This is a genomic window from Rhodococcus sp. NPDC056506 (genome assembly GCF_042794945.1).
Taxonomy (GTDB): Bacteria; Actinomycetota; Actinomycetes; order Mycobacteriales; family Mycobacteriaceae; genus Rhodococcus_F.
Window position 1 is genome coordinate 38,607 of sequence record NZ_JBHTSW010000018.1, and the last position, 18,735, is coordinate 57,341.

Below are 18,735 nucleotides of genomic sequence, written 5' to 3' on the forward strand. Positions count from 1 at the left end.
CAGACCAATTACGGATAGGTCTGAACCACCGCGTCGAAGACAAGGAATCCTCGTGAGACGTACGACCATCGCGATAGCAGCCGTAACCGCGGCTCTCGCCGTTCCCGGCATCGCCCCCGCCGAACCCCAAGCCGAACCCGGCTGGGGCAGTTCGTCCTTCGAATGGGGCAGCTCTTCGGGTGAGAACAACACGCCGCCCGCAGCGCCCGGCGTCAGTGTCCCCGGTGGACGGTACGAGCACCCCGTCGACCTGACCTTCACCACCGAGCGCGGCGCCACCGTCCGCTACACCGTGGACGGAACGACACCCACCACCGACAGCCAAGCTGCCACGCCGGGACATCCGTTGCAGATCGCACAGGATACCAACGTCACTGTCGCCGCTTTCCGCGGCGATCACGCGAGCGCGGCCGTCTCGTTCGGCTACCTGATCAAGACCTCGGAAAAGCCGCTGGCTCAGGTCGTCGTGATGTCCGACGTCCACGTCGGCGATCACGCGAACAACGACAAGAAGTACGAAAGCTTCTTCGACACAATCGGTTCCATCTTCCCGAAACCAGACGCAATCCTGTCCAACGGCGACATGATCAACGACAACGGAGACGGCAAGGGCCCCGATCACAAGATCGTCGCAGAGATCTTCCAGGCAAACCTCGCCAGGAAGGGAATGAACGACACCCAACTGCTGATCTCCAACGGCAACCACGATGCAAGTCTCGAGGCGATCAGAGCGGGATACCCGACAGAGTGGTTCCCGGATTCCGGTGGCGGATACTACGAATCCGACGTCAGCGGTGTCCATCTCTTCACAGTGAACACCGAGACATACAACAATGATTCAGCACAACGCAATTGGCTGAAGTCCCGCCTGACCGAAATCACCTCGGACTCGGCGAACCTGACCAAACCGATTCTCGTACAGGGCCACCGACCTGCCAGCAACACGGCCATGGACGGCCAGCAAGCGTCGAATCCACGACTGACAGAGGACTTGAGCGCCTTCCCACAGGCAATCTTCTTCTCCGGACACTCGCATCTGAACAACAACGACGATCGGTCGATCCATCAGCGTGACTTCACGTCGGTCAACGACGGTTCGATGTCGTACATCGAAATCGATCACGGCTATCAGATGGTGACCGAATCCGGTCTCGCCAACCGATTCGAATCACCCACGGCTCAAGCACTCTTCGTCGAGGTCTACCAGGACCGCACGGAGATCAACCGCATCAACATGGCGGCAGACAAGCACGACATCTACGCCGGCGGCGCGTGGTCGGCGAGTTGGCAGCCGCCGTACTCGAGCGCCGGCACTCTGAGCGGTTCGGGGTGGACGGTCGAGCTCGACGGTTCGACCAACCAGCAGATCAAGGACAACTTCCGCTACACCTCGGGCGCACGGAACACGCACGCGCCGGAATTCACCACGACCACCCCGCTCTCGGTGACGACCGGCGAAAACGGTGCGACCGCATTGAGGATCGCGCAGGCCAAGGACGATCAGATGGTGCACCACTACGCCGTCGAGGTCACGGACACGGCCACCGGAGCGAAGGTTGTCTCGTCGAAGGTGCTCTCCGACTTCTACTTCATGCCGCGGCCGAACAGCCTCGACATTCCGATTCCCGATGCAGCAGCGGGCACCGCGTACGAAGCCCGCGTCGAAGCCGTTGACGCATACGGCAATCGGTCACCAGTGACAACCTTGGCATTCAAGCGCTGAAGTTACCCGTCGACTTCACCCGCTGATCCGACACGACGAAGCGGCACCGCAAAAGTTTCGCGGTGCCGCTTCTCGGTTCAGTTGTAGGTACGCAGCAGGCCTTTGCTGATGATCTGCTTCTGGATGTCGCTGGTGCCTTCACCGATCAGAAGGAACGGCGCCTCGCGCATCAACCGCTCGATCTCGTATTCCTTGGAGTAGCCGTACCCACCGTGGATACGGAAGCTGTCCTGCGTGACCTCCGAGCAGAATTCACTCGCCAGGTACTTCGCCATGCCTGCGGCGACGTCGTTGCGCTCACCCGAGTCCTTGAGCCTGGCAGCGTTGACCATCATCAGATGGGCCGCTTCGACTTTGGTGCCCATCTCGGCGATCCGGAACGCGATGGCCTGATGCTCGGCGATCGGCTTGCCGAAAGTCTCGCGTTGCTTGGCGTAAGTGACAGCCAGTTCGAAAGCGCGCTGGGCGATTCCGCAAGCGCGAGCGGCGACGTTGACCCGGCCGATCTCGACGCCGTCCATCATGTGCCGAAATCCCAAACCGGGGGTGCCACCGAGAACCTCTTCGGCTGCGATCTCGAAACCGTCGAAGATCATCTCCGTGGTGTCGATTCCCTTGTAGCCCATCTTCTCGAGCTTGCCCGGAATGGTCAGGCCCGGGAGTACCTCACCGAAACCTGCGGGCTTCTCGATCAATATCGTCGTCAGATTGTTGTGCGGCTTCTCCGCGCCCTCGTCCGTCTTGACCAGGACTGCAACCAGCGTCGACGAACCACCGTTGGTCAGCCACATCTTCTGGCCGTTGACGACGTAGTCGCCCGACTCGGTGCGCCGCGCCCTGGTGGTGATCGCGGCAACGTCCGAACCCAATGCAGGTTCGGACATGGAGAATGCGCCGGTGAGCTCTCCGGACGCCAGACGCGGCAGGTACTTCGCCTTCTGTTCCGGCGTCCCGTGCGCGGAAATCATGTGAGCCACGATGAAATGCGTGTTGATGACACCGGACACGCTCATCCATCCGCGGGCCAACTCTTCGACGCACAGCGCATAGGTAAGCAGTGATTCGCCGATTCCCCCGTACTCGGGGTCGATGGTCAGTCCGAACAGACCCATGTCCTTCATCTGCTTGACGATGTCGGTCGGATACGTATCCGAGTGTTCGAGTTCCTGCGCCGCGGGGATGACGACGCGGTCGACGAACTCTCGTACGGCCCCGACGATGTCGGTCTGGGTTTCGGTCAATCCCGCCGTCTGCGCCAAACGAGTCACTGTTCCACCTGTCAGTCGGTACTTCGCACTCTCCTGTCGACGAAATAGATTCGACTACAGGAACTTTCAACCAGCGGCGAGCCGTGCTCAGCAGAGGTCGTGCGTCCATTCAATCCTTGAACGGTATATGTGTCAAAGTCGATTTCACATACGAACCGTATGGCGGAAACTATGTCCGAACAGGTCGTTCCCACTGTTGACAATCCCGCCGCGCGTGCTGGATATTCGAGTGGCCAGGTCGCGGTCGCCCTTCGATCGGTCCCTTCACGCGACGCATTCCCCACCTCTCCTCGAGACAGGCGCATTCCATGCACGACGCAGTCATCTGTGAACCCGTTCGCACCCCGGTAGGCGGATTCGGCGGAGTATTCAAGGACGTTCCCGTCACCACTCTCGCCGGCACTGTTGTGCGTGGCCTCGTCGAACGAACCGGCATTGCGTCCACAGATGTCGACGACGTCATCTTCGGTCAGGGCTACGCCAACGGAGAGGCTGCGGCCATCGGGCGAATCGCGGCACTCGACGCCGGTCTCGACGTGTCCGTTCCCGGAATACAACTCGATCGCCGTTGCGGTTCAGGTTTGCAAGCGATCATCTACGCCGCGATGCAAGTACAGACCGGGATGAGCGACCTGGTCATCGCCGGCGGCGCCGAGAGCATGAGCGGAACCGAGTTCTACTCCACCGACATGCGTTGGGGCACAAAGCGCCCTTCCGTCGAGTTCCACGACCGACTGGCCAAACCGCGCACGAACTCCGGCGGAGTCAACTTCCCGGTCGAGGGCGGAATGATCGAGACCGCCGAGAACTTGCGTCGGGAGTACTCGATCACTCGCGACGAGCAGGACCGTTACGCGGTCCGATCACACGAGCGGGCAGTTCATGCCCAGGACAGCGGGTATTTCGACGACGAGACCATTCCCGTTTCGGTGCCCGGACGCCGTGGTGAGCAGACGGTGGTCACTCGCGACGAGCATCCGCGCCGAGGGATTCAGTTGGCCGATCTCGCTGCACTGCGCCCCATTCGAGGTCGCGTCGATCCCGAAGCCACTGTCACCGCCGGTAATGCGTGCGGCCAGAACGACGCCGGCGCAGCCGCCATCGTCACTACTGCTGCCAACGCCGAACGGCTGGGCCTGCGACCATTCGCGAAACTGATCAGCTGGGGTGTGGCCGGTGTGGAGCCGAACCGGATGGGCATCGGCCCAGTTCCTGCCGTGGCGAAGGCACTCTCCCGTGTCGACCTGTCACTCGACGACATCGACCTCATCGAAGTCAACGAGGCCTTCGCGGCCCAGGTTCTCGCGTGCGCCAAGGCCTGGGGATTGAGCGCCCAGGACATCGAGGAACGGTTCAACGTCAACGGTTCCGGCATCTCGCTCGGACATCCTGTCGGCGCTACCGGTGGGCGGATCCTTGCAAATCTGCTGCGCGAACTCGACCGGCGCCAGGGACGGTACGGGATCGAGACCATGTGCATCGGCGGCGGACAAGGGATTGCAGCGGTGTTCGAGAACCTTCGACGCTAGGGAGCGTCAACCGATCGATCCGTCTTTTCGGAGATTCGTGATCTGATCGTCGGTACGCCCCAACTCGGCCAGCAGAGAATCCGTCTGCTGGCCGAGAGCTGGAACATCACCCATGCGCATTTCGACATCCGAGTACGTCATCGGAGGCAACACGGCATCGATCGGACCATGTTCGGTGCCCACGGACCGCCACCTGGCACGCTTCTCCAGCTGCGGATGTTCCAGCAGACCGGCCATGTCGTTGAGTGCCGCAGCCGGAACACCAGCGGCGGCCAGGCGCTGATCCAGATCTGCCGTCGAGTACAGACGAGTCAGAGAACCCACCAATTCGTCTACCTCACCACGGTTTTCGACGCGCACGATATTGGTGCGGTACCGCGGATGGTCGACCAGATCCTCGCGCTCGAACACGTCCACCATCAGTGCCCGCCATCCACGATCGTTCTGGACGCCGATCAGGATCTCGCCGTCGGCAGTCGGATACGAATCGTAGGGAACGATGGCAGCGTGGCCGAGACCGACGCGCGGAATCTGCTTGTCCGCATACATTTTCATGTACATCGGATGACCCAGCCACTCGACGGTGGAATCGAACATCGAGACCTCGACGAGCGCTCCCTTGCCCGTTCGCTCTCTACGGAACAGGGCGCTCAGAATCGAAGTCAGCGCGTACATTCCTGCCGCGATGTCCGAGACCGGGATGCCGGTCTTGGTGGCCGTTTCCGGCGTGCCTGTCACGGAGATCATTCCGGTCTCGGCTTGGACCAACATGTCGTAGGCCTTGCGCTCGCGCCGTGGGCCGGCGCTGCCGTAGCCGGACATGTCGATCACGATGAGCCGTGGGAACTTCTCGCGCAGTTGCTCCGCGCCGAACCCCAGTCTCGCGGCAGCGTCAGGAGCCAGGTTCTGCAGGAACACGTCGGCTCGCGCGACAAGGTCGAGAACGATCTGCCGGCCGGATTCCGATTTCACGTCGACGGCGATGGATTCCTTGGAACGGTTGAGCCACACGAAGTGTGATGCCTGACCGTGAACAGCCTGGTCGTAGTGACGCGCGAAGTCACCCTCGCCGACGCGTTCTATCTTGATCACCCGCGCACCCATGTCCGCGAGATGTCTGGTGGCGAGCGGTGCCGCCACCGCCTGTTCGAGTGCAACTACGGTGATTCCGTCGAGCGGAAGGTCCGAGTTCGGCTGTCCCATGTCAGTAGTCACCCCAGAAGTTTTACACCCAGAAGTTTTGCACTCTGAATTCTTGCACTCGAACAGGACCGTTTCAGATGTGGCGGCCGCCGGTGATCTCGAGAACCGTACCCGTCATGTAGCTCGAGAGGTCGCTCGCGAGGAACAGTACAACCGAAGCAACTTCCGAAGGCTCGGCTGCGCGCCCCATCGGAATCTCGGCCAGCTTCTCGTTCCAGATCCGTTCGGGCATCGCCTCGGTCATTGCCGTGCGGACCAGTCCGGGCTGAACGGCGTTGACGCGAACGTTCTTGAACGCGACCTCTTTTGCCGCGGCCTTCGTCAGACCGACGATGCCGGCCTTGGCGGCGGAGTAGTTGGTCTGCCCGAGCATGCCCACCTTGCCGGAGATCGACGAGATGTTCACGATTGCGCCGGTTTCGCGCTCACGCATGCGGGCGGCGGCAGCGCGTGTCCCGTTCCACGCTCCCTTGAGGTGAACGGCGATCACGTCGTCGAAGTCCTGCTCGGTCATCTTCCGCATCGTGGCATCGCGAGTCATGCCGGCGTTGTTGACCATGACATCGACTGGGCCGAAAGCGCTTTCAGCCAGATCGAGCATTGCCTCGACCTGTCCCGAGTCCCGAACGTCGCAGGAAGCGAAACGGGCGACCGACTCTCCGCCGAGTTCGGCGACCGCAGCCGTTCCCACGCCTTCGTTGATGTCGCCGATGACGACGGTCGCGCCTTCCTTGATGAAGGTGCGCGCAATTTCGAGCCCGATCCCCTGTGCTCCGCCCGTCACCACTGCGACCTTGCCGTCCAACAATCCCATGTCCACTCCGTTCGTGAGGTTAAAAGCTCGTCAGGTAAAAAGGTGTCAGCGCTGGTTTTGCTTTTTCGCTTGCGCCACGAGCCCACCGCCGAGAATCAGTCGCTGGATCTCGCTGGTTCCCTCGTACAGGCGCAACAGGCGAACTTCACGGTAGATGCGTTCGACCGGCACACCGCGCATGTACCCGTTGCCGCCGTGGATCTGCACGGCGAGATCCGCGACCTTGCCCACCATCTCGGTGCAGAAAAGCTTTGCCGCCGAGGGGCCGAGACGTCGATCCTCACCGCTCACGTACCGCGCGGCTACCTCACGCACCATCGCACGCCCGGCCATGACACCGGCCTGCTGGTCGGCCAGCATCGCTTGAACCAGTTGGAAGTCGCCGATAGCGGTACCGCCCTGTTCCGTGACCACGGAGAACGCGACAGATTCGTCGAGCGCTCGCTGTGCTGCTCCTACCGAGAGCGCCGCGATATGGACTCGTCCGCGTGCGAGAGACGTCATCGCAGCGCGGTATCCGGTGTCCTGGTCGCCACCGACGAGGGCCGACTCGGGAACCCGGACGTTGTCGAAGGTGACCTCGGAGGTCCAAGCACCTTCCTGACCCATCTTCTTGTCCTTGGGGCCGACCGTGACGCCCGGCGTGTCGGCCGGAACCAGGAACACTGCGATTCCCGGACCATCGGAATCCGCCGGGCGGGTGCGTGCGAACACCACGAACAGCTGCGCCAGTGGAGCATTGGTGATGAACCGCTTGTTGCCGTCGATGACCCAGTCGGATCCGTCCAGAACTGCCTTGGTCCGAAGGCCGGCCGGGTTGGAGCCCGCGCCCGGTTCGGTCAGAGCGAACGAAGCCACGACGTCACCGGAGGCGATGCGCTCGAGCCACTGAGCCTTCTGCTCGTCGGTACCGAAGCCGACCAATACCTGCCCGGCAATTCCGTTGTTGGTACCGAACATCGAGCGCAGCGCCAGGGACGTGTAGCCGAATTCCATTGCCAATTCGACGTCTTGGGTGAGGTCGAGTCCGAGCCCACCCCATTCCTGAGGGATCGCGTAGCCGAACAGCCCGATGGCTGCGGCTTTCTTGCGTATGTCCTCAGGAATGGCGTCGGTGTCGGCTATCTCCTGCTCACGCGGAACGACTTCCTTTCGGATGAACTCCCGCGCAGTCGCCAAGATATCTGCGAAGTCATCTGCATCGACCTGCATTCCCACCACTCACCTTGCTGTTTCCGAAGTCCATGCCGTCCTCCGAAGTCAATACCGTGAGGCAATCGGAGTCAAAGACCTGAAAACGAACCGAAGGTAAGGCAGAACCTATAGCAAGCCTCAGACGGTGCGCAGTTCCCGCTTCAGTAGCTTGCCGCTCTGATTGCGCGGGAGTTCGGCCACGAAACGGATGTGCTTTGGCACCTTGAACGGAGCGATCCGTTCCTTGACGTGGGCAATCAACGCCTCGGGCGTCAACTCGTCGTTGCCGTCCTTGAGCACGACGATCGCGGTGACGGCCTCGATCCACTTCTCGTCGGGTGTACCGATCACGGCAACTTCTGCCACTGCAGGGTGCGTGTACACCGCATCTTCGACCTCGCGCGACGCCACCAGGATGCCGCCGGTGTTGATGACGTCCTTGATCCGGTCGACCACTGTGATGAAACCTTCTTCATCCCGCACGACCAGATCGCCGGAATGGAACCAGCCGTCGCGGAAGGCCTCGGCGGTGGCTTCCGGATTCTCCCAGTAGCCGTTGCACAGCTGCGGCGAGCGGTAGAGAACCTCACCGGACTCCCCGTCGGCGACGTCATTTCCGTCGGCGTCGACGACGCGGGTTTCGACGAAGAACACCGCGCGACCGCAGGAAGACGGACGATCGGCATGCTCGCTGGGCTGGAGAACTGTTGCCAGTGGGCCGATTTCGGACTGACCGAAGCAGTTGTAGAAGCCGATGTCCGGGTAACGCTCACGCAGACGATTGAGCACGGTGACCGGCATGATCGAGGCGCCGTACTGCGCCTTCTTCAGCGAGGACAGATCGCGGGTCTCGAGGTCAGGATGGTTGGCCAGCGGTACCCACACGGTCGGCGCCAGGAACAGCGATCCGATCTTTTCGGCTTCGACGCGGCGCAGGATTTCCGGGATGTCCGGCGCCTGCATCAGACTGACCGTCGCGCCCACGGACATGTACGGCAGCATGAAGACGTGCATGCCCGCGGAGTGGTACATCGGCATGCAGATCAACGGGTTGTCGTTCTTGTCGAGCCCCAGCGCGATCACCGAGGACACGTACTCGTGAACCAGCGCTCCGTGAGACATCATGGCGCCCTTGGGCTTCGAGGTGGTACCCGAGGTGTAGAGCAGTTGCGCCAGATCCGTCGACGTCGCACGCGGCTCGAAGACCGGCACCTCGCCTGCGTCACCGATCGTGACGACCGACAGTTCCGCGTCCCGCAGTGCGATCACGTGGTCGAGATCGAGGTCGGAGCGTACCGAGTCGAGCGTCGGCGCCAATGCCGGATCCACCAACACCGCGCGGGCGCCTGACTGCGCCACGAGGTACCGGAGTTCCTCCCCCTTCAGTGCGTAGTTGACCGGAACGTGCACCAAACCTGCTCGCGCACAAGCAAGGAATCCGATTGCATAGGCGTCGGAATTGGTTCCGTATGCCGCGACGCGGTCGCCGTGTTCGAGACCCAGACCGAGCAGATAGGCCGCGACCCGGGTGACCGCGTCGTCGAGTTCGCGGTACGTGCGGGTGCGATCCTCGAAGACGACGGCTACGCGGTCGGGGTACTTGGCTGCCGAGCGCCGAAGCACTCCGTCGACGGTGTTGGTGCGTGGATCCAGGCTCATGCGCCCCAGGTTATAGGACGTCCAACTAAACCGGAAGAGCGATCGTTACTTATTGCGCCATTCGGGCTTTCGCTTGTCCACGAAGGCTTGCATACCTTCCTGAGCGTCGCAGGTCACGGCGTTGGTAGCCATCGTTTCCGCCATCGCCTCGTACGCCTGCGCTTGCGGCAGATCGATCTGGTGATAGAACGCCTGCTTGCCGATCTTCACCGTCAAGGGGCTGGCCGTCGTGATCTTGGCGGCCAGTTCGCGCACCTCCCGGTCCAGGTCTTCGGGCGGGACGACAAAGTTCACCAGACCCCAGTCCGCAGCGGTCTCGGCGTCGATCGTCTGACCGGTCAGCAACATCTGCATCGACCGCTTGCGCCCTACCGCCCTGCTCAGAGCAACCATCGGCGTCGAGCAAAACAGTCCGATCTTGACGCCGGGAGTACCGAAAACAGCGTTCGACGCGGCAACGACCAGATCACACGACGCGGCCAACTGGCAGCCCGCCGCGATAGCCGGGCCCTGGACTGCTGCAATCACCGGCTGCGGAATCCGCTGCACGGTCTCCATCATCTCGGTACAGCCGTCGAAGATCGCCCGCTCGTCCTCGAGGGTTCTCCCGATCATCTCCGTCAGATCGTGGCCCGCGGAGAACACCGGGCCTTCGGCGCGCACGACGACAACCCGTACGCGCTCGTCCGCAGCCAACTCGAGAAGGGCAGCCGTCACCTCGTGCATGGTCTCCGCCGAGAGCGGATTTCGGCGCGCCGGCCGATCGAGCGTCAGGAAACCGAGTCCCACCGATTCCTCGACGGAAATCTTCACTGCAGTGTTTTCTACCTGTGTCTGCGACATGTGTTCTCTCTACCAATCGAATCCGTCCCGGTCAACGAGACGAAAAGGGCATCCGCTCGCGCCGCGTCGATACGGTCCGGTCAATACTTCGCCACTACGAGGAGTGCCCATGAGCACCGATGTCGCCGTCACCACCGATCTCGAACAGATACTGCGCGCCCAGCAGGAAGCAACTCGCGCCGCCGGGCTTCCGTCCGCGCAGACACGACGCGAGCGCATCCAGCGCGTCGTCGATCTCCTGGTCGCAAACCACAAGGATTTGACCGAAGCGATCAACGAAGACTTCGGCGGTCGAATTCCGGCCTACTCGGTGATGAATGACGTTCTGGGATCGATGGTTTCACTCAAGCACGTTCGTGATTCTCTCGAAGAGTGGATGATTCGCTCACCGAGAGCGACCGGAGCGATGCAGGACCAACTCGGTGCCACGGCGTACGTGTCGTTCCAACCCAAGGGTTCGATCGGAATCATCGGAACCTGGAACGCACCACTCTTCACTCTCCTGAGCCCCCTCGCGTGCGCTCTGGGAGCGGGAAATCGCGCGGTTCTCAAACCGTCGGAGATCGTGCCCAACACTGCGGCCGTCCTGGCCGAGGCGGCGCGTCGAACGCTCGACCCTGCGGAGGTCGCGGTGGTGACCGGCGGCCCGGAAGTCGCTGATCTGCTGACGTCCCTGCCTTTCGACCACCTCGTCTTCACCGGCAGCACGACCGTCGGCAAGCTGGTCATGGCCAATGCTGCGAAGAACCTTGTTCCGGTCACACTCGAACTCGGCGGCAAGTCACCGAGCGTCTTGAGTCGCAGTGCCGATATCACCTCTGCTGCTTCGCGTTTGGCTATCGCGAAGTCGACCAACGCCGGTCAACTCTGCGTCTCTCCCGATCTGATCTACGTCCCACGCGAGAACACGGAAGCGTTCATCGGCGCATTCACCGATCAGTTCACGGGACTGTTCCCCACCATCGCCGACAACAAGGACATGGTCTCGATAGTCAGCGATCGTCACCTTGCACGCATCGAGGGGTACATCGAGGACGCCGAAGAACGTGGAGCACGAATCATCACCGTTCCCGACGAAGAACTCTCCGCTGACACTCGTCGTCGCCCACTGCGAATTGTGGTCGACCCTCCGACCGACGCACAGATCATGAAGGAGGAGATCTTCGGGCCGGCCGTCGTGATCCTGCCGTACGACGAACTCGACAGCGTTGTCGCGGACATCAATTCACGTCCGAAGCCGTTGGCGCTGTACTACTTCGGAACCGATCTGGACGAGAAGGAGTCCGTACTCGAACGCACCGTCTCGGGTGGCGTCACCATCAACGACGCGATGTCTCACCCCGGGCTGAGCGACGCACCCTTCGGCGGCGTCGGGGCTTCGGGTATCGGGCATTACCACGGCCGCGAGGGTTTCCTCGAGTTCAGTCACGCGCGAACGGTATTCGAAGCAGCGCAGCATGACCCACGCGGCGAGTGGGGAATGCTCCCGCCGTACGGTGAGGGTTTCGAGCAGATGATGTTGGCTCAGGTCACGCCCTGAGGCCTCCGGCCCCGTGCGCCTTTTTGGTAGTTCGCGCTACCGGAAAGGCGCACCGGCAAGGCCGCGGCTGAGGAACTCCACCAACTGACCCGGCTCGGTGTCCTGCGACTCGATCAGTTGGATCAGCTCTTTCTTGTCTTCTACCGCAAGCGGTTCGATGCCACCGAAGGTGCGCATCGTGGACCCGGCCGGAAGAACACGAGCACACACGAGTGTGCCTGGCTCGAGGTTCAGCGAGCCCCACTCGTCCGTGACCTTCACCAGATGCCCGTTGCGGACGTCGCTGAGGGTCACCAACTGTCCCGGCTCCGTCGAGGCAACCTTGTACACCGAGCGCGCAATCTTCAACCACTCGTCGGCCAGTTCCCGCTCGTCGGAGGGCAGCAGTTCTCCGCGGCGCTCGACAAACGCCTCGAAGATGCCGACGTCGAACAAAGCAGCATCGACGGCCAAACCACCTTCGACGGCCAGCGTCAGTGCCTCTTCGCTGTTGAACTGCTCGGCACGAATGAGCGCGAGATCGAATACGGCGTCGAAGTACTCCGGCGTGCGCGAGAACAACTGAGCCTTGACGTAGAGCCAGCTGGCCCGGTCATCGAAAGTCACCTCGGACTTACCGAGATGGCAAACCTTGAACTTTCGACCGGAACCACACCAGCACTTGTCATTTCGACCGAGCTCAGGATGCTCGGCCGGTGCATAGCGCTGAAGAACCTCATGCAGAACTTCGGACTCGCCACCCTCGATCCGGCCCAGCAAAGCCAGCGCTCGCGTCACATCGCTGCGATCGGCCGCCAGTAGCGCCAGATCGAAGATCGCCGGAGTCCAGTCGGGATCAAGATCGTGCGCTGATTCGTACGACGCCTCAGCGGCCAGGATCTTGCCGAGACGGTCCGAAGCCTTGCCCGCCAGCCAGTGCGCTGCCGGCCTGACTCGGCGCGGCCCCTTCTCCGCGAGAGCAGTTGCAACAGAATGCAATGCGGAATCATGGTCATCGAGTTCGGACAACAGTTCCAATGCTGCCGCAGCCGCGGGCGGCTCGGCGATGCCGACGAAGGTCTGCGGATCCTCCTTGATCTGCTTGCGTGCCCAGTCCGAGACATCCTCGACGCCTTCGGCTTTCGCAGCCATGACCACATCGACGAAGGCGATCACCGACGCGGCTTCTTCGGAGTGCAGGTTCTCTCGAATCTCGAGCATCCTGGCCCGGTTCGCCAGGTGGTATGCCTCGAAATCGAAACCGTCCACCGCAACGTAGTCACCGTCGCGAACGTAACCTGCCGCGTCGAGCATCTCGCCCAGCGGGGCGGTCGGCTGACGGAACAGCGACGGCTCGTCGAGCATCAACTGCCAGACAATGGCATCGAGGGTGTCCGCACCGATGTCGGCAAGGACCGTCGCCAGGTTCTCGCCGAATCCGGGTGCGGGATCCAGTACCTCGGGGATGGTGCAGAGCGTCAACTCGCGGTCAGCGACGAACAATCCGATCAAGTCACCTGCCGAGCACTCGGCAAGGGTGTCGGTGTCGAGCAGAAAACCTTCGTCGTGCGGGAACTCCGGGTCTTCGATCCCACGATCAGCCAACAGATCGTCGTCGATCCCGCGATGCACGACGCTGATGCCGTGGATCTCGTCGTCGTCACGATCGAGGAAAACTCGCAGCATCATCAGATCGGGATTGGCGTCGAGAACGCCGGACTTGATCTCCGCTTCGGTGAGGCGATGGGTCAACACTCGATGCTCGAACAACGTGTCGAGTGCGGCGTACCGCTCCTCACTCAAGTATCCGAGCAGTGGGTCCTCGACGTACTCGACGAATTCGGCCATGTCCTCGGCTGTACCGTGCCCGGCGTCAGCCAACAGGGTGCCCCAGTCCGCCGCTGTCTGCGGGCCGTGCTCACGCAACAACTCCATCGCGGCTTCGGCGATCAAGTCATTGGCATCCATCGGTTCGTTCACCTATCCAACTTTAACGGGGTCGACTCGATACATCGTCACCGGTCATCGGTCGAGTGATCGGCGCCTCCACGCGACTCACGCACCACTTCGTCGGCGTCGAGATCCTCGGAAGCAAGAACCTCGAGAACCCTCGCTGCCTGCGATTGCGAAGCCATGCCCACCACGCCCACTGCAAGCGCGCCAGTGGGGGCCGTCAGGACCCGAGCACTGATCGCATCACCCGGCTTGCCCGCGACCGAGTGAGCAACCGTGACGGTCTCCTTGGACCCACGATCGAGCAGCACGACACCGGTGTCGGAAGATTCGACCACCTCGTACACCGACCTGCTGGTTCCGAGCCACTGCGCAGCTGTCACTACTTCCGCCTCCGGGAGGAGTTCACTGCGTCTGGCCAGGAAGTCGGCAAAGATCCCACCCTCGAACAGAGCCACATCCAGTGCCGAGCCGTCGAAGATCGTGGTGGCGAGCAGTTCGTCCTCGGAGAGATTCTCGTTTTCGAGATCGTCGAGCCCGGTCACGGTGTCGACGAACTCGGAGGCAAAGGCAAAAAGACATGCCTTCTTGTACAACCACCGACCGTCCGCCTCGACGGATTCATCTGCCTTTCCGAGGTGGCAAACCTTGTACTTGCGGCCGGAACCACACCAGCACTTGTCGTTTCGCCCGAGTTCCGGGTGATCGGCTGGGACGAAGTCCTGCAGTGCGGCGTAGAGATTCTCTTCACTTCCGCCGTCGATCCGCCCGAGCAGTGACAGTGCCCGGATCGCGTCGCCGCGGTCCGACGCGAACTGGGCCAATTCGAACAAAGCAGGACCCCAACCAGATTCGGCAAGTAGCGCCTTCTCGTAGTGCGCTTCCGCTTCGAGGACGCGTCCCAGCCGATCGACGGCCTTACCGGCCAGCCAATGAGCCGCCGCCCGCACCGACCTCGGCCCTCGCTCGGCCAGTTCGGCTGCAAGCGATTCGAGAATCGCATCGGTCACCGGATCCTGATTCCGAAATCCGAGATCGAACACTGCTACCGCTGCACCCGGATCTGCGAGTGAGACAAAAGAATCCGGGGAAGCGCTCACATGACGGTGGGCCCAGTCCGCGATATCGAAGTCGACGATGACCGCGTCGGTGTATCCGCGGTCCGCCAGATCGACAAACGCGACGGCAGAGACAGCCTCGTCGTGGGTCAGATCGTAGGTACTGGCGACCAAGGCTGTCCGAATCTGCAGATCGTAAGCGTCGAAGTCGAATCCCCGACGCGCCAGCAATTCTCGCTCATGTTCGTAGCCTGCCGCCTCGAAGATCTCACCCAGCGGCGCAATGGGAACCGTGAAGAGTGACGGATCCGCGAGGAGGAGTTGCCAGCACACGGAATCGAGTGCCTCGACTCCGTCGTCCTCGAAAAGCTCGTCCAGGGCGGGAGCAAGATCGGGCTCGTCCTCGATCTCCACCAGGCGAAAAGCAAGTCTTCCGTCTTCGACGGCAAAACCGACGAGATCGCCGTCGGCACACTCGCCCAGGGTTCCGACCGGGAGAACCACAACTCGTCGACTCCGGAAGGGAGCACCTCCGCGTTCCAGGGCTGCTTCTTCCGCCAGGGCCACCCGGATCGCTCCGTCTTCGCCGCCGCCGCCGAACGCCAAGATCGGTTCCAGGTCGGGGCTCGCGTCAAGGATGTCGGACGCAATCTCGAGCTCACTGAGCCGGTGAGTGAACACGAGCCCTTCGAGGGCCGCGTCGAGGGCGAAGTACTTTCCGTTGGGCAGGTACCCGAGCATCGGTTCGGACAGGTACTCGAGTACATCGGCCAACTCGGTCGCAGTTCCGTACTCCTCGAGATGGGTCGCCCACTCTTCGAGACTCAGCGGGCCTTGCTCGCGCAGAACATCCACAGCAGCGGAGGCAATGGAACCAGCAGCGTCGTCGTCGAAATCAGTCACCCGCCAATGGTAGGCGACTTATTGCAGTCCACTGAGCCCCTCGCCCAGCACGGTCGCACCGAGGATCGCCAGGATGACCGCCATCATCACTGCGTTGTTGGCGGTCATCCATGCCTTCGCGGATGCGAGGATCTCGTCGGCTCGTTTGCCGGAGAACACCTTCACCAGGATCGGCGACGCGATGCCGCCGCTGGCGATCACCGTGAAGACGACCGCCGCAACAATCTGTTGAGCAACAACATTCGTGGCGACCGCGATAGTGGCCGCACCGGATACCGCCAGCGCAGCGTTCTTGGGATTGACCGCCGCGGACAAGAACGCCAACCCGAAAGCCTTCCGCGGCGTCAATCCGTCGATGCTCTTCATCCACTTCGGAACTGTCGGATCACCTCCGTCTCTCGGTCGCGCTCGCCACTGCTTGTACGCCACTCCGAACAGAACAAGGCCCAACACGATTCGTACGACGCTCGACCACACCGAAGTCTGCGACGACTCCGATTCCGCGAACGAGTAGTCCGCGATCACGATGGTCGCTGCAACGACCGCCGATATACCGAGCACCCACCCGAGGAGAAAAGATGCCGCCCCGCGATGTGCTCCGGCGGTAACCATCACGAGCACGATCACCGCCATGGGCATCGAGACGAAAAGCAGACCGAGGGCAAGAGGCAGAGACTGACCGATCGCGGCTAGCACCGAAACCCTCCAGTTGAATGCACGATCGATGACCGACGCGAAATCATGACGGGGGTGGCAGCATGACCTCGATGAGATGCGGACCGGGCTCCGCCAGCGCTGCGGCAAACTGCTCCGCCAACTCCTCCGCCGTGCTCGCCCGTGACGCCGGCACACCCAGGCCCTCGGAGATTTTGACGTAATCCATGTTCGGAGACGACAAATCCAACATCGACTGTGCGACGACGCCGGCGCCTGCTGCGCCGACGCGTTGCAACTCGCCACGCAGAATGGCGTAGGCGCGATTGTTGAGCAGAATCGTCGTGACGTTCAACTGCTCTCGCGCCTGCGTCCACAACGCCGTGATCGTGTACATCGCGCTTCCGTCGGCTTCGAGATTGATCACCGGTCGCTCCGGCGCTGCCACCGCGGCGCCCGTCGCAACCGGAATTCCCTGGCCGATGGCCCCTCCGGTGAGCGTGAGCACGTCGTGGCGCGGCGCTCCGGCGAGGGCGATCGGAATCGCCCAACCGGAAGTGGCAGCCTCGTCGGAGATGATGGCATCGCCTGGCAGCAGGGCACCGATCACGTCGGCCCAATTTCGAACGTCCAGTGGCCCGCTCGGCAGTGCTGGCCGATTCACTTCCTGCAGAACAGGTTCGACTCCCGGTGCCACGAGTTCTGCCACTGCTTCCAGAGCACCGGCAACATCGTCGCCGACGCTCGCCAGCGTTGTCACCGCAGCGCCCTCCGGTGCCAGATCGCTCGGCTTTCCGGGATACGCAAAGAACGAGACCGGCGAAACCGCGCCGGCCAGAACCAGCTGAGTTGTTCCGCGAAGTTGTTCGGTGGCGTGCTCGGCGAAGTACCCCAAGCGCTCGAATGATGGTAGCCCGGCGCCCCGTTGAAGCCTCGCCGGAAAAGTCTCGACCAGAATCTGCGCACCCGTCGCGACGGCGATCCGGGAAGCGGCGCGCAGTCCGGCTTCGGAACACGCTGCGCCGCCCAGCAGTAGCGTCGCGCGGCCCTCGGCATTGAGCGCGCCTACCACCGAGTCGATCTGTGCTGCAGAAGCTTCCGCTCGCGCCGGTATGTCCCGAGGCTCCGCAAGCACTCCACCTTCGCCCCACGAGACGTCAGCAGGTAGGACCAGTGTCGCGATCCTTCCGGGCGAATCCATTGACGCGGCAACGGCGTCAGCTGCATCGCTACCGACGGTCGCAGTGGATTCGGAACGTCGACTCCACCCCTCCAGCCATTCGGTCAGCGCGTCGATGTTCGATTCGAGAGGAGCGTCGAAACCGTGATGATATGTCGCGTGGTCCCCGACGATGTTCACGATCGGTGTGTGGGCGCGGCGCGCGTTGTGAAGGTTCGCCAGTCCGTTCGCCATACCGGGGCCGAGATGGAGCAGCGTCGCGGCAGGCTTTCCGGCGATCCGTGCGTAGCCGTCCGCGGCACCGGTCACAGCGCCCTCGAACAGGCCGAGTACGGCTCGCATCCGGGGAACGGAATCGAGTGCGGCAACAAAATGCATCTCGGACGTTCCGGGATTACCGAAGCACACCTCGACACCCGAGTCGACCAGACTCTGGATAAGTGACTGTGCACCATTCATATCGGTCACCTCTTCTTCATGAAAGCTGCGAATGCTTCTTGCGCTTCATCGGATCGTCGCCGTCTCGCGAAATGATCCGACTCCACGTCGATGGTTTCCAGCAGGGAGTCGAGATGCGGTCGACGGAGCAGCATCTTCGTGAGCGCTACCGATTCAGCCGGGGAGTCTGCAATGCGAACTGCACGGTCCAGCGCCACGTCGAGTGCGGTGCCGGCCTCCACGACGCGATTGACCAGACCGGCTTCTGCCGCCTCGTCGGCGTCGAACATATCTCCGAGCATCAACAGTTCGGTCGCGCGTTTGAGGCCCGCGATCTGTGGCAACAAATAGCTCGATCCACCCTCGGGCGAAAGCCCGAGCGGAACGAACGGCAAGCGGAACCGCGTACCTCGTCCGGCAAACGCCAGGTCGCAGTGCAACAACATCGTGGTGCCGATCCCGACTGCAAACCCTTCGACCGCTGCGACAATCGGTTTACGTGCGGTAACGAGTGCGATCAACAGATCCTTGGCCTCACCGCCGTCCTCGCCGGCAGTGTCCTGAAAACTTCCGATGTCGTTACCACTGGTGAAGACACCACCGGCACCCGTCAGCACCGAAACCCGCACTGCATCGTCGCCGTCCGAATCCCGGATCGCGTTCGTGAGTTCGCGGTACGTCTTCGCGTCGAGCGCGTTGCGCCTCTCCTGGCGGTCCATCGTGAGCAACCGAACTCCCGGTGTGTGCTCCTCGATCCGAACAGTCATCCGTACCTCCGTCGTAGCCGAGAGTCTCGA

At 62.2% G+C, this 18,735-nt stretch carries 14 protein-coding genes; 3 read left to right on the forward strand and 11 right to left on the reverse strand.

Annotated elements, in window-relative coordinates; all coding sequences use genetic code 11:
• The first annotated feature begins 52 nt into the window (after positions 1–52).
• A complete protein-coding gene (locus tag ACFQ6H_RS16300; protein ID WP_378647237.1) occupies positions 53–1,723 on the forward strand; it encodes a chitobiase/beta-hexosaminidase C-terminal domain-containing protein in 1,671 nt (556 codons plus the stop codon).
• Positions 1,724–1,800: 77 nt separating this feature from the next.
• Here the strand turns inward: ACFQ6H_RS16300 and ACFQ6H_RS16305 are convergent, their stop codons facing one another.
• Positions 1,801–2,991 (reverse strand): acyl-CoA dehydrogenase family protein, encoded by a 1,191-nt coding sequence (locus ACFQ6H_RS16305; RefSeq protein ID WP_378446882.1) that lies wholly within the window; start codon positions 2,989–2,991, stop codon positions 1,801–1,803.
• Between the two features lie 308 nt (positions 2,992–3,299).
• Here ACFQ6H_RS16305 and ACFQ6H_RS16310 point away from each other — a divergent pair, with 308 nt between their 5' ends.
• Positions 3,300–4,520: an acetyl-CoA C-acetyltransferase gene (locus tag ACFQ6H_RS16310; protein ID WP_378647239.1), complete on the forward strand. Its 1,221-nt coding sequence runs from the start codon at positions 3,300–3,302 to the stop codon at positions 4,518–4,520.
• 6 nt (positions 4,521–4,526) lie between these two features.
• On the opposite strand, the gene ACFQ6H_RS16315 is transcribed toward ACFQ6H_RS16310, so the two are convergent.
• The 5 genes from ACFQ6H_RS16315 to ACFQ6H_RS16335 form a co-directional block, all read right to left on the reverse strand.
• The gene (locus ACFQ6H_RS16315) at positions 4,527–5,723 is read right to left on the reverse strand and encodes a CaiB/BaiF CoA transferase family protein (RefSeq protein WP_378647320.1); all 1,197 of its coding nucleotides are present in this window, start codon (positions 5,721–5,723) and stop codon (positions 4,527–4,529) included.
• A 73-nt stretch (positions 5,724–5,796) separates the two neighbouring features.
• Complete coding sequence (gene fabG / locus ACFQ6H_RS16320) at positions 5,797–6,537, reverse strand: 3-oxoacyl-ACP reductase FabG (protein WP_214880049.1); 741 nt, start codon at positions 6,535–6,537, stop codon at positions 5,797–5,799.
• Between the two features lie 45 nt (positions 6,538–6,582).
• Complete coding sequence (locus ACFQ6H_RS16325) at positions 6,583–7,749, reverse strand: acyl-CoA dehydrogenase family protein (RefSeq protein WP_007729538.1); 1,167 nt, start codon at positions 7,747–7,749, stop codon at positions 6,583–6,585.
• Positions 7,750–7,869: 120 nt separating this feature from the next.
• Positions 7,870–9,390 carry an acyl-CoA synthetase gene (locus ACFQ6H_RS16330; protein WP_378647241.1) on the reverse strand — a complete coding sequence of 507 codons (1,521 nt, stop codon included), beginning with the start codon at positions 9,388–9,390 and terminating at the stop codon, positions 7,870–7,872.
• A 45-nt stretch (positions 9,391–9,435) separates the two neighbouring features.
• Positions 9,436–10,233, reverse strand: coding sequence for an enoyl-CoA hydratase (locus tag ACFQ6H_RS16335; protein ID WP_378647243.1), 798 nt, complete (start codon positions 10,231–10,233; stop codon positions 9,436–9,438).
• A 109-nt stretch (positions 10,234–10,342) separates the two neighbouring features.
• On the opposite strand from ACFQ6H_RS16335, the gene ACFQ6H_RS16340 reads away from it, so the two are divergent.
• Entirely contained in the window at positions 10,343–11,773 is a 1,431-nt protein-coding gene (locus ACFQ6H_RS16340; protein WP_378647245.1) for a coniferyl aldehyde dehydrogenase, read from the forward strand.
• 36 nt (positions 11,774–11,809) lie between these two features.
• Here ACFQ6H_RS16340 and ACFQ6H_RS16345 read toward each other — a convergent pair whose 3' ends face one another.
• The 5 genes from ACFQ6H_RS16345 to ACFQ6H_RS16365 are packed head-to-tail and all read right to left on the reverse strand — an operon-like array spanning position 11,810 to position 18,705.
• Positions 11,810–13,732: an SEC-C metal-binding domain-containing protein gene (locus ACFQ6H_RS16345; RefSeq protein WP_378647247.1), complete on the reverse strand. Its 1,923-nt coding sequence runs from the start codon at positions 13,730–13,732 to the stop codon at positions 11,810–11,812.
• Between the two features lie 35 nt (positions 13,733–13,767).
• Positions 13,768–15,666 (reverse strand): SEC-C metal-binding domain-containing protein, encoded by a 1,899-nt coding sequence (locus ACFQ6H_RS16350; RefSeq protein ID WP_378647249.1) that lies wholly within the window; start codon positions 15,664–15,666, stop codon positions 13,768–13,770.
• An 18-nt stretch (positions 15,667–15,684) separates the two neighbouring features.
• Complete coding sequence (locus tag ACFQ6H_RS16355; RefSeq protein ID WP_378647251.1) at positions 15,685–16,362, reverse strand: GAP family protein; 678 nt, start codon at positions 16,360–16,362, stop codon at positions 15,685–15,687.
• A 43-nt stretch (positions 16,363–16,405) separates the two neighbouring features.
• Complete coding sequence (locus ACFQ6H_RS16360; protein WP_378647253.1) at positions 16,406–17,968, reverse strand: acetolactate synthase large subunit; 1,563 nt, start codon at positions 17,966–17,968, stop codon at positions 16,406–16,408.
• On the reverse strand, positions 17,965–18,705 hold the full coding sequence (locus tag ACFQ6H_RS16365; protein ID WP_378446891.1) for an enoyl-CoA hydratase/isomerase family protein: 741 nt from the start codon (positions 18,703–18,705) through the stop codon (positions 17,965–17,967). The genes ACFQ6H_RS16360 and ACFQ6H_RS16365 overlap by 4 nt, the downstream gene beginning before the upstream one ends.
• Positions 18,706–18,735 lie beyond the last annotated feature (30 nt).

Excerpts from the sequence above, each read along its gene's own strand:
- ACFQ6H_RS16365 (WP_378446891.1), bottom strand. The coding sequence starts at position 18,705 with ATGACTGTTCGGATCGAGGAGCACACACCGGGAGTTCGGTTGCTCACG.
- ACFQ6H_RS16315 (WP_378647320.1), bottom strand. The coding sequence starts at position 5,723 with ATGGGACAGCCGAACTCGGACCTTCCGCTCGACGGAATCACCGTAGTT.
- ACFQ6H_RS16310 (WP_378647239.1), top strand. The coding sequence starts at position 3,300 with ATGCACGACGCAGTCATCTGTGAACCCGTTCGCACCCCGGTAGGCGGA.
- fabG (WP_214880049.1), bottom strand. The coding sequence starts at position 6,537 with ATGGGATTGTTGGACGGCAAGGTCGCAGTGGTGACGGGCGGAGCACAG.
- ACFQ6H_RS16340 (WP_378647245.1), top strand. The coding sequence starts at position 10,343 with ATGAGCACCGATGTCGCCGTCACCACCGATCTCGAACAGATACTGCGC.
- ACFQ6H_RS16335 (WP_378647243.1), bottom strand. The coding sequence starts at position 10,233 with ATGTCGCAGACACAGGTAGAAAACACTGCAGTGAAGATTTCCGTCGAG.
- ACFQ6H_RS16330 (WP_378647241.1), bottom strand. The coding sequence starts at position 9,390 with ATGAGCCTGGATCCACGCACCAACACCGTCGACGGAGTGCTTCGGCGC.
- ACFQ6H_RS16325 (WP_007729538.1), bottom strand. The coding sequence starts at position 7,749 with ATGCAGGTCGATGCAGATGACTTCGCAGATATCTTGGCGACTGCGCGG.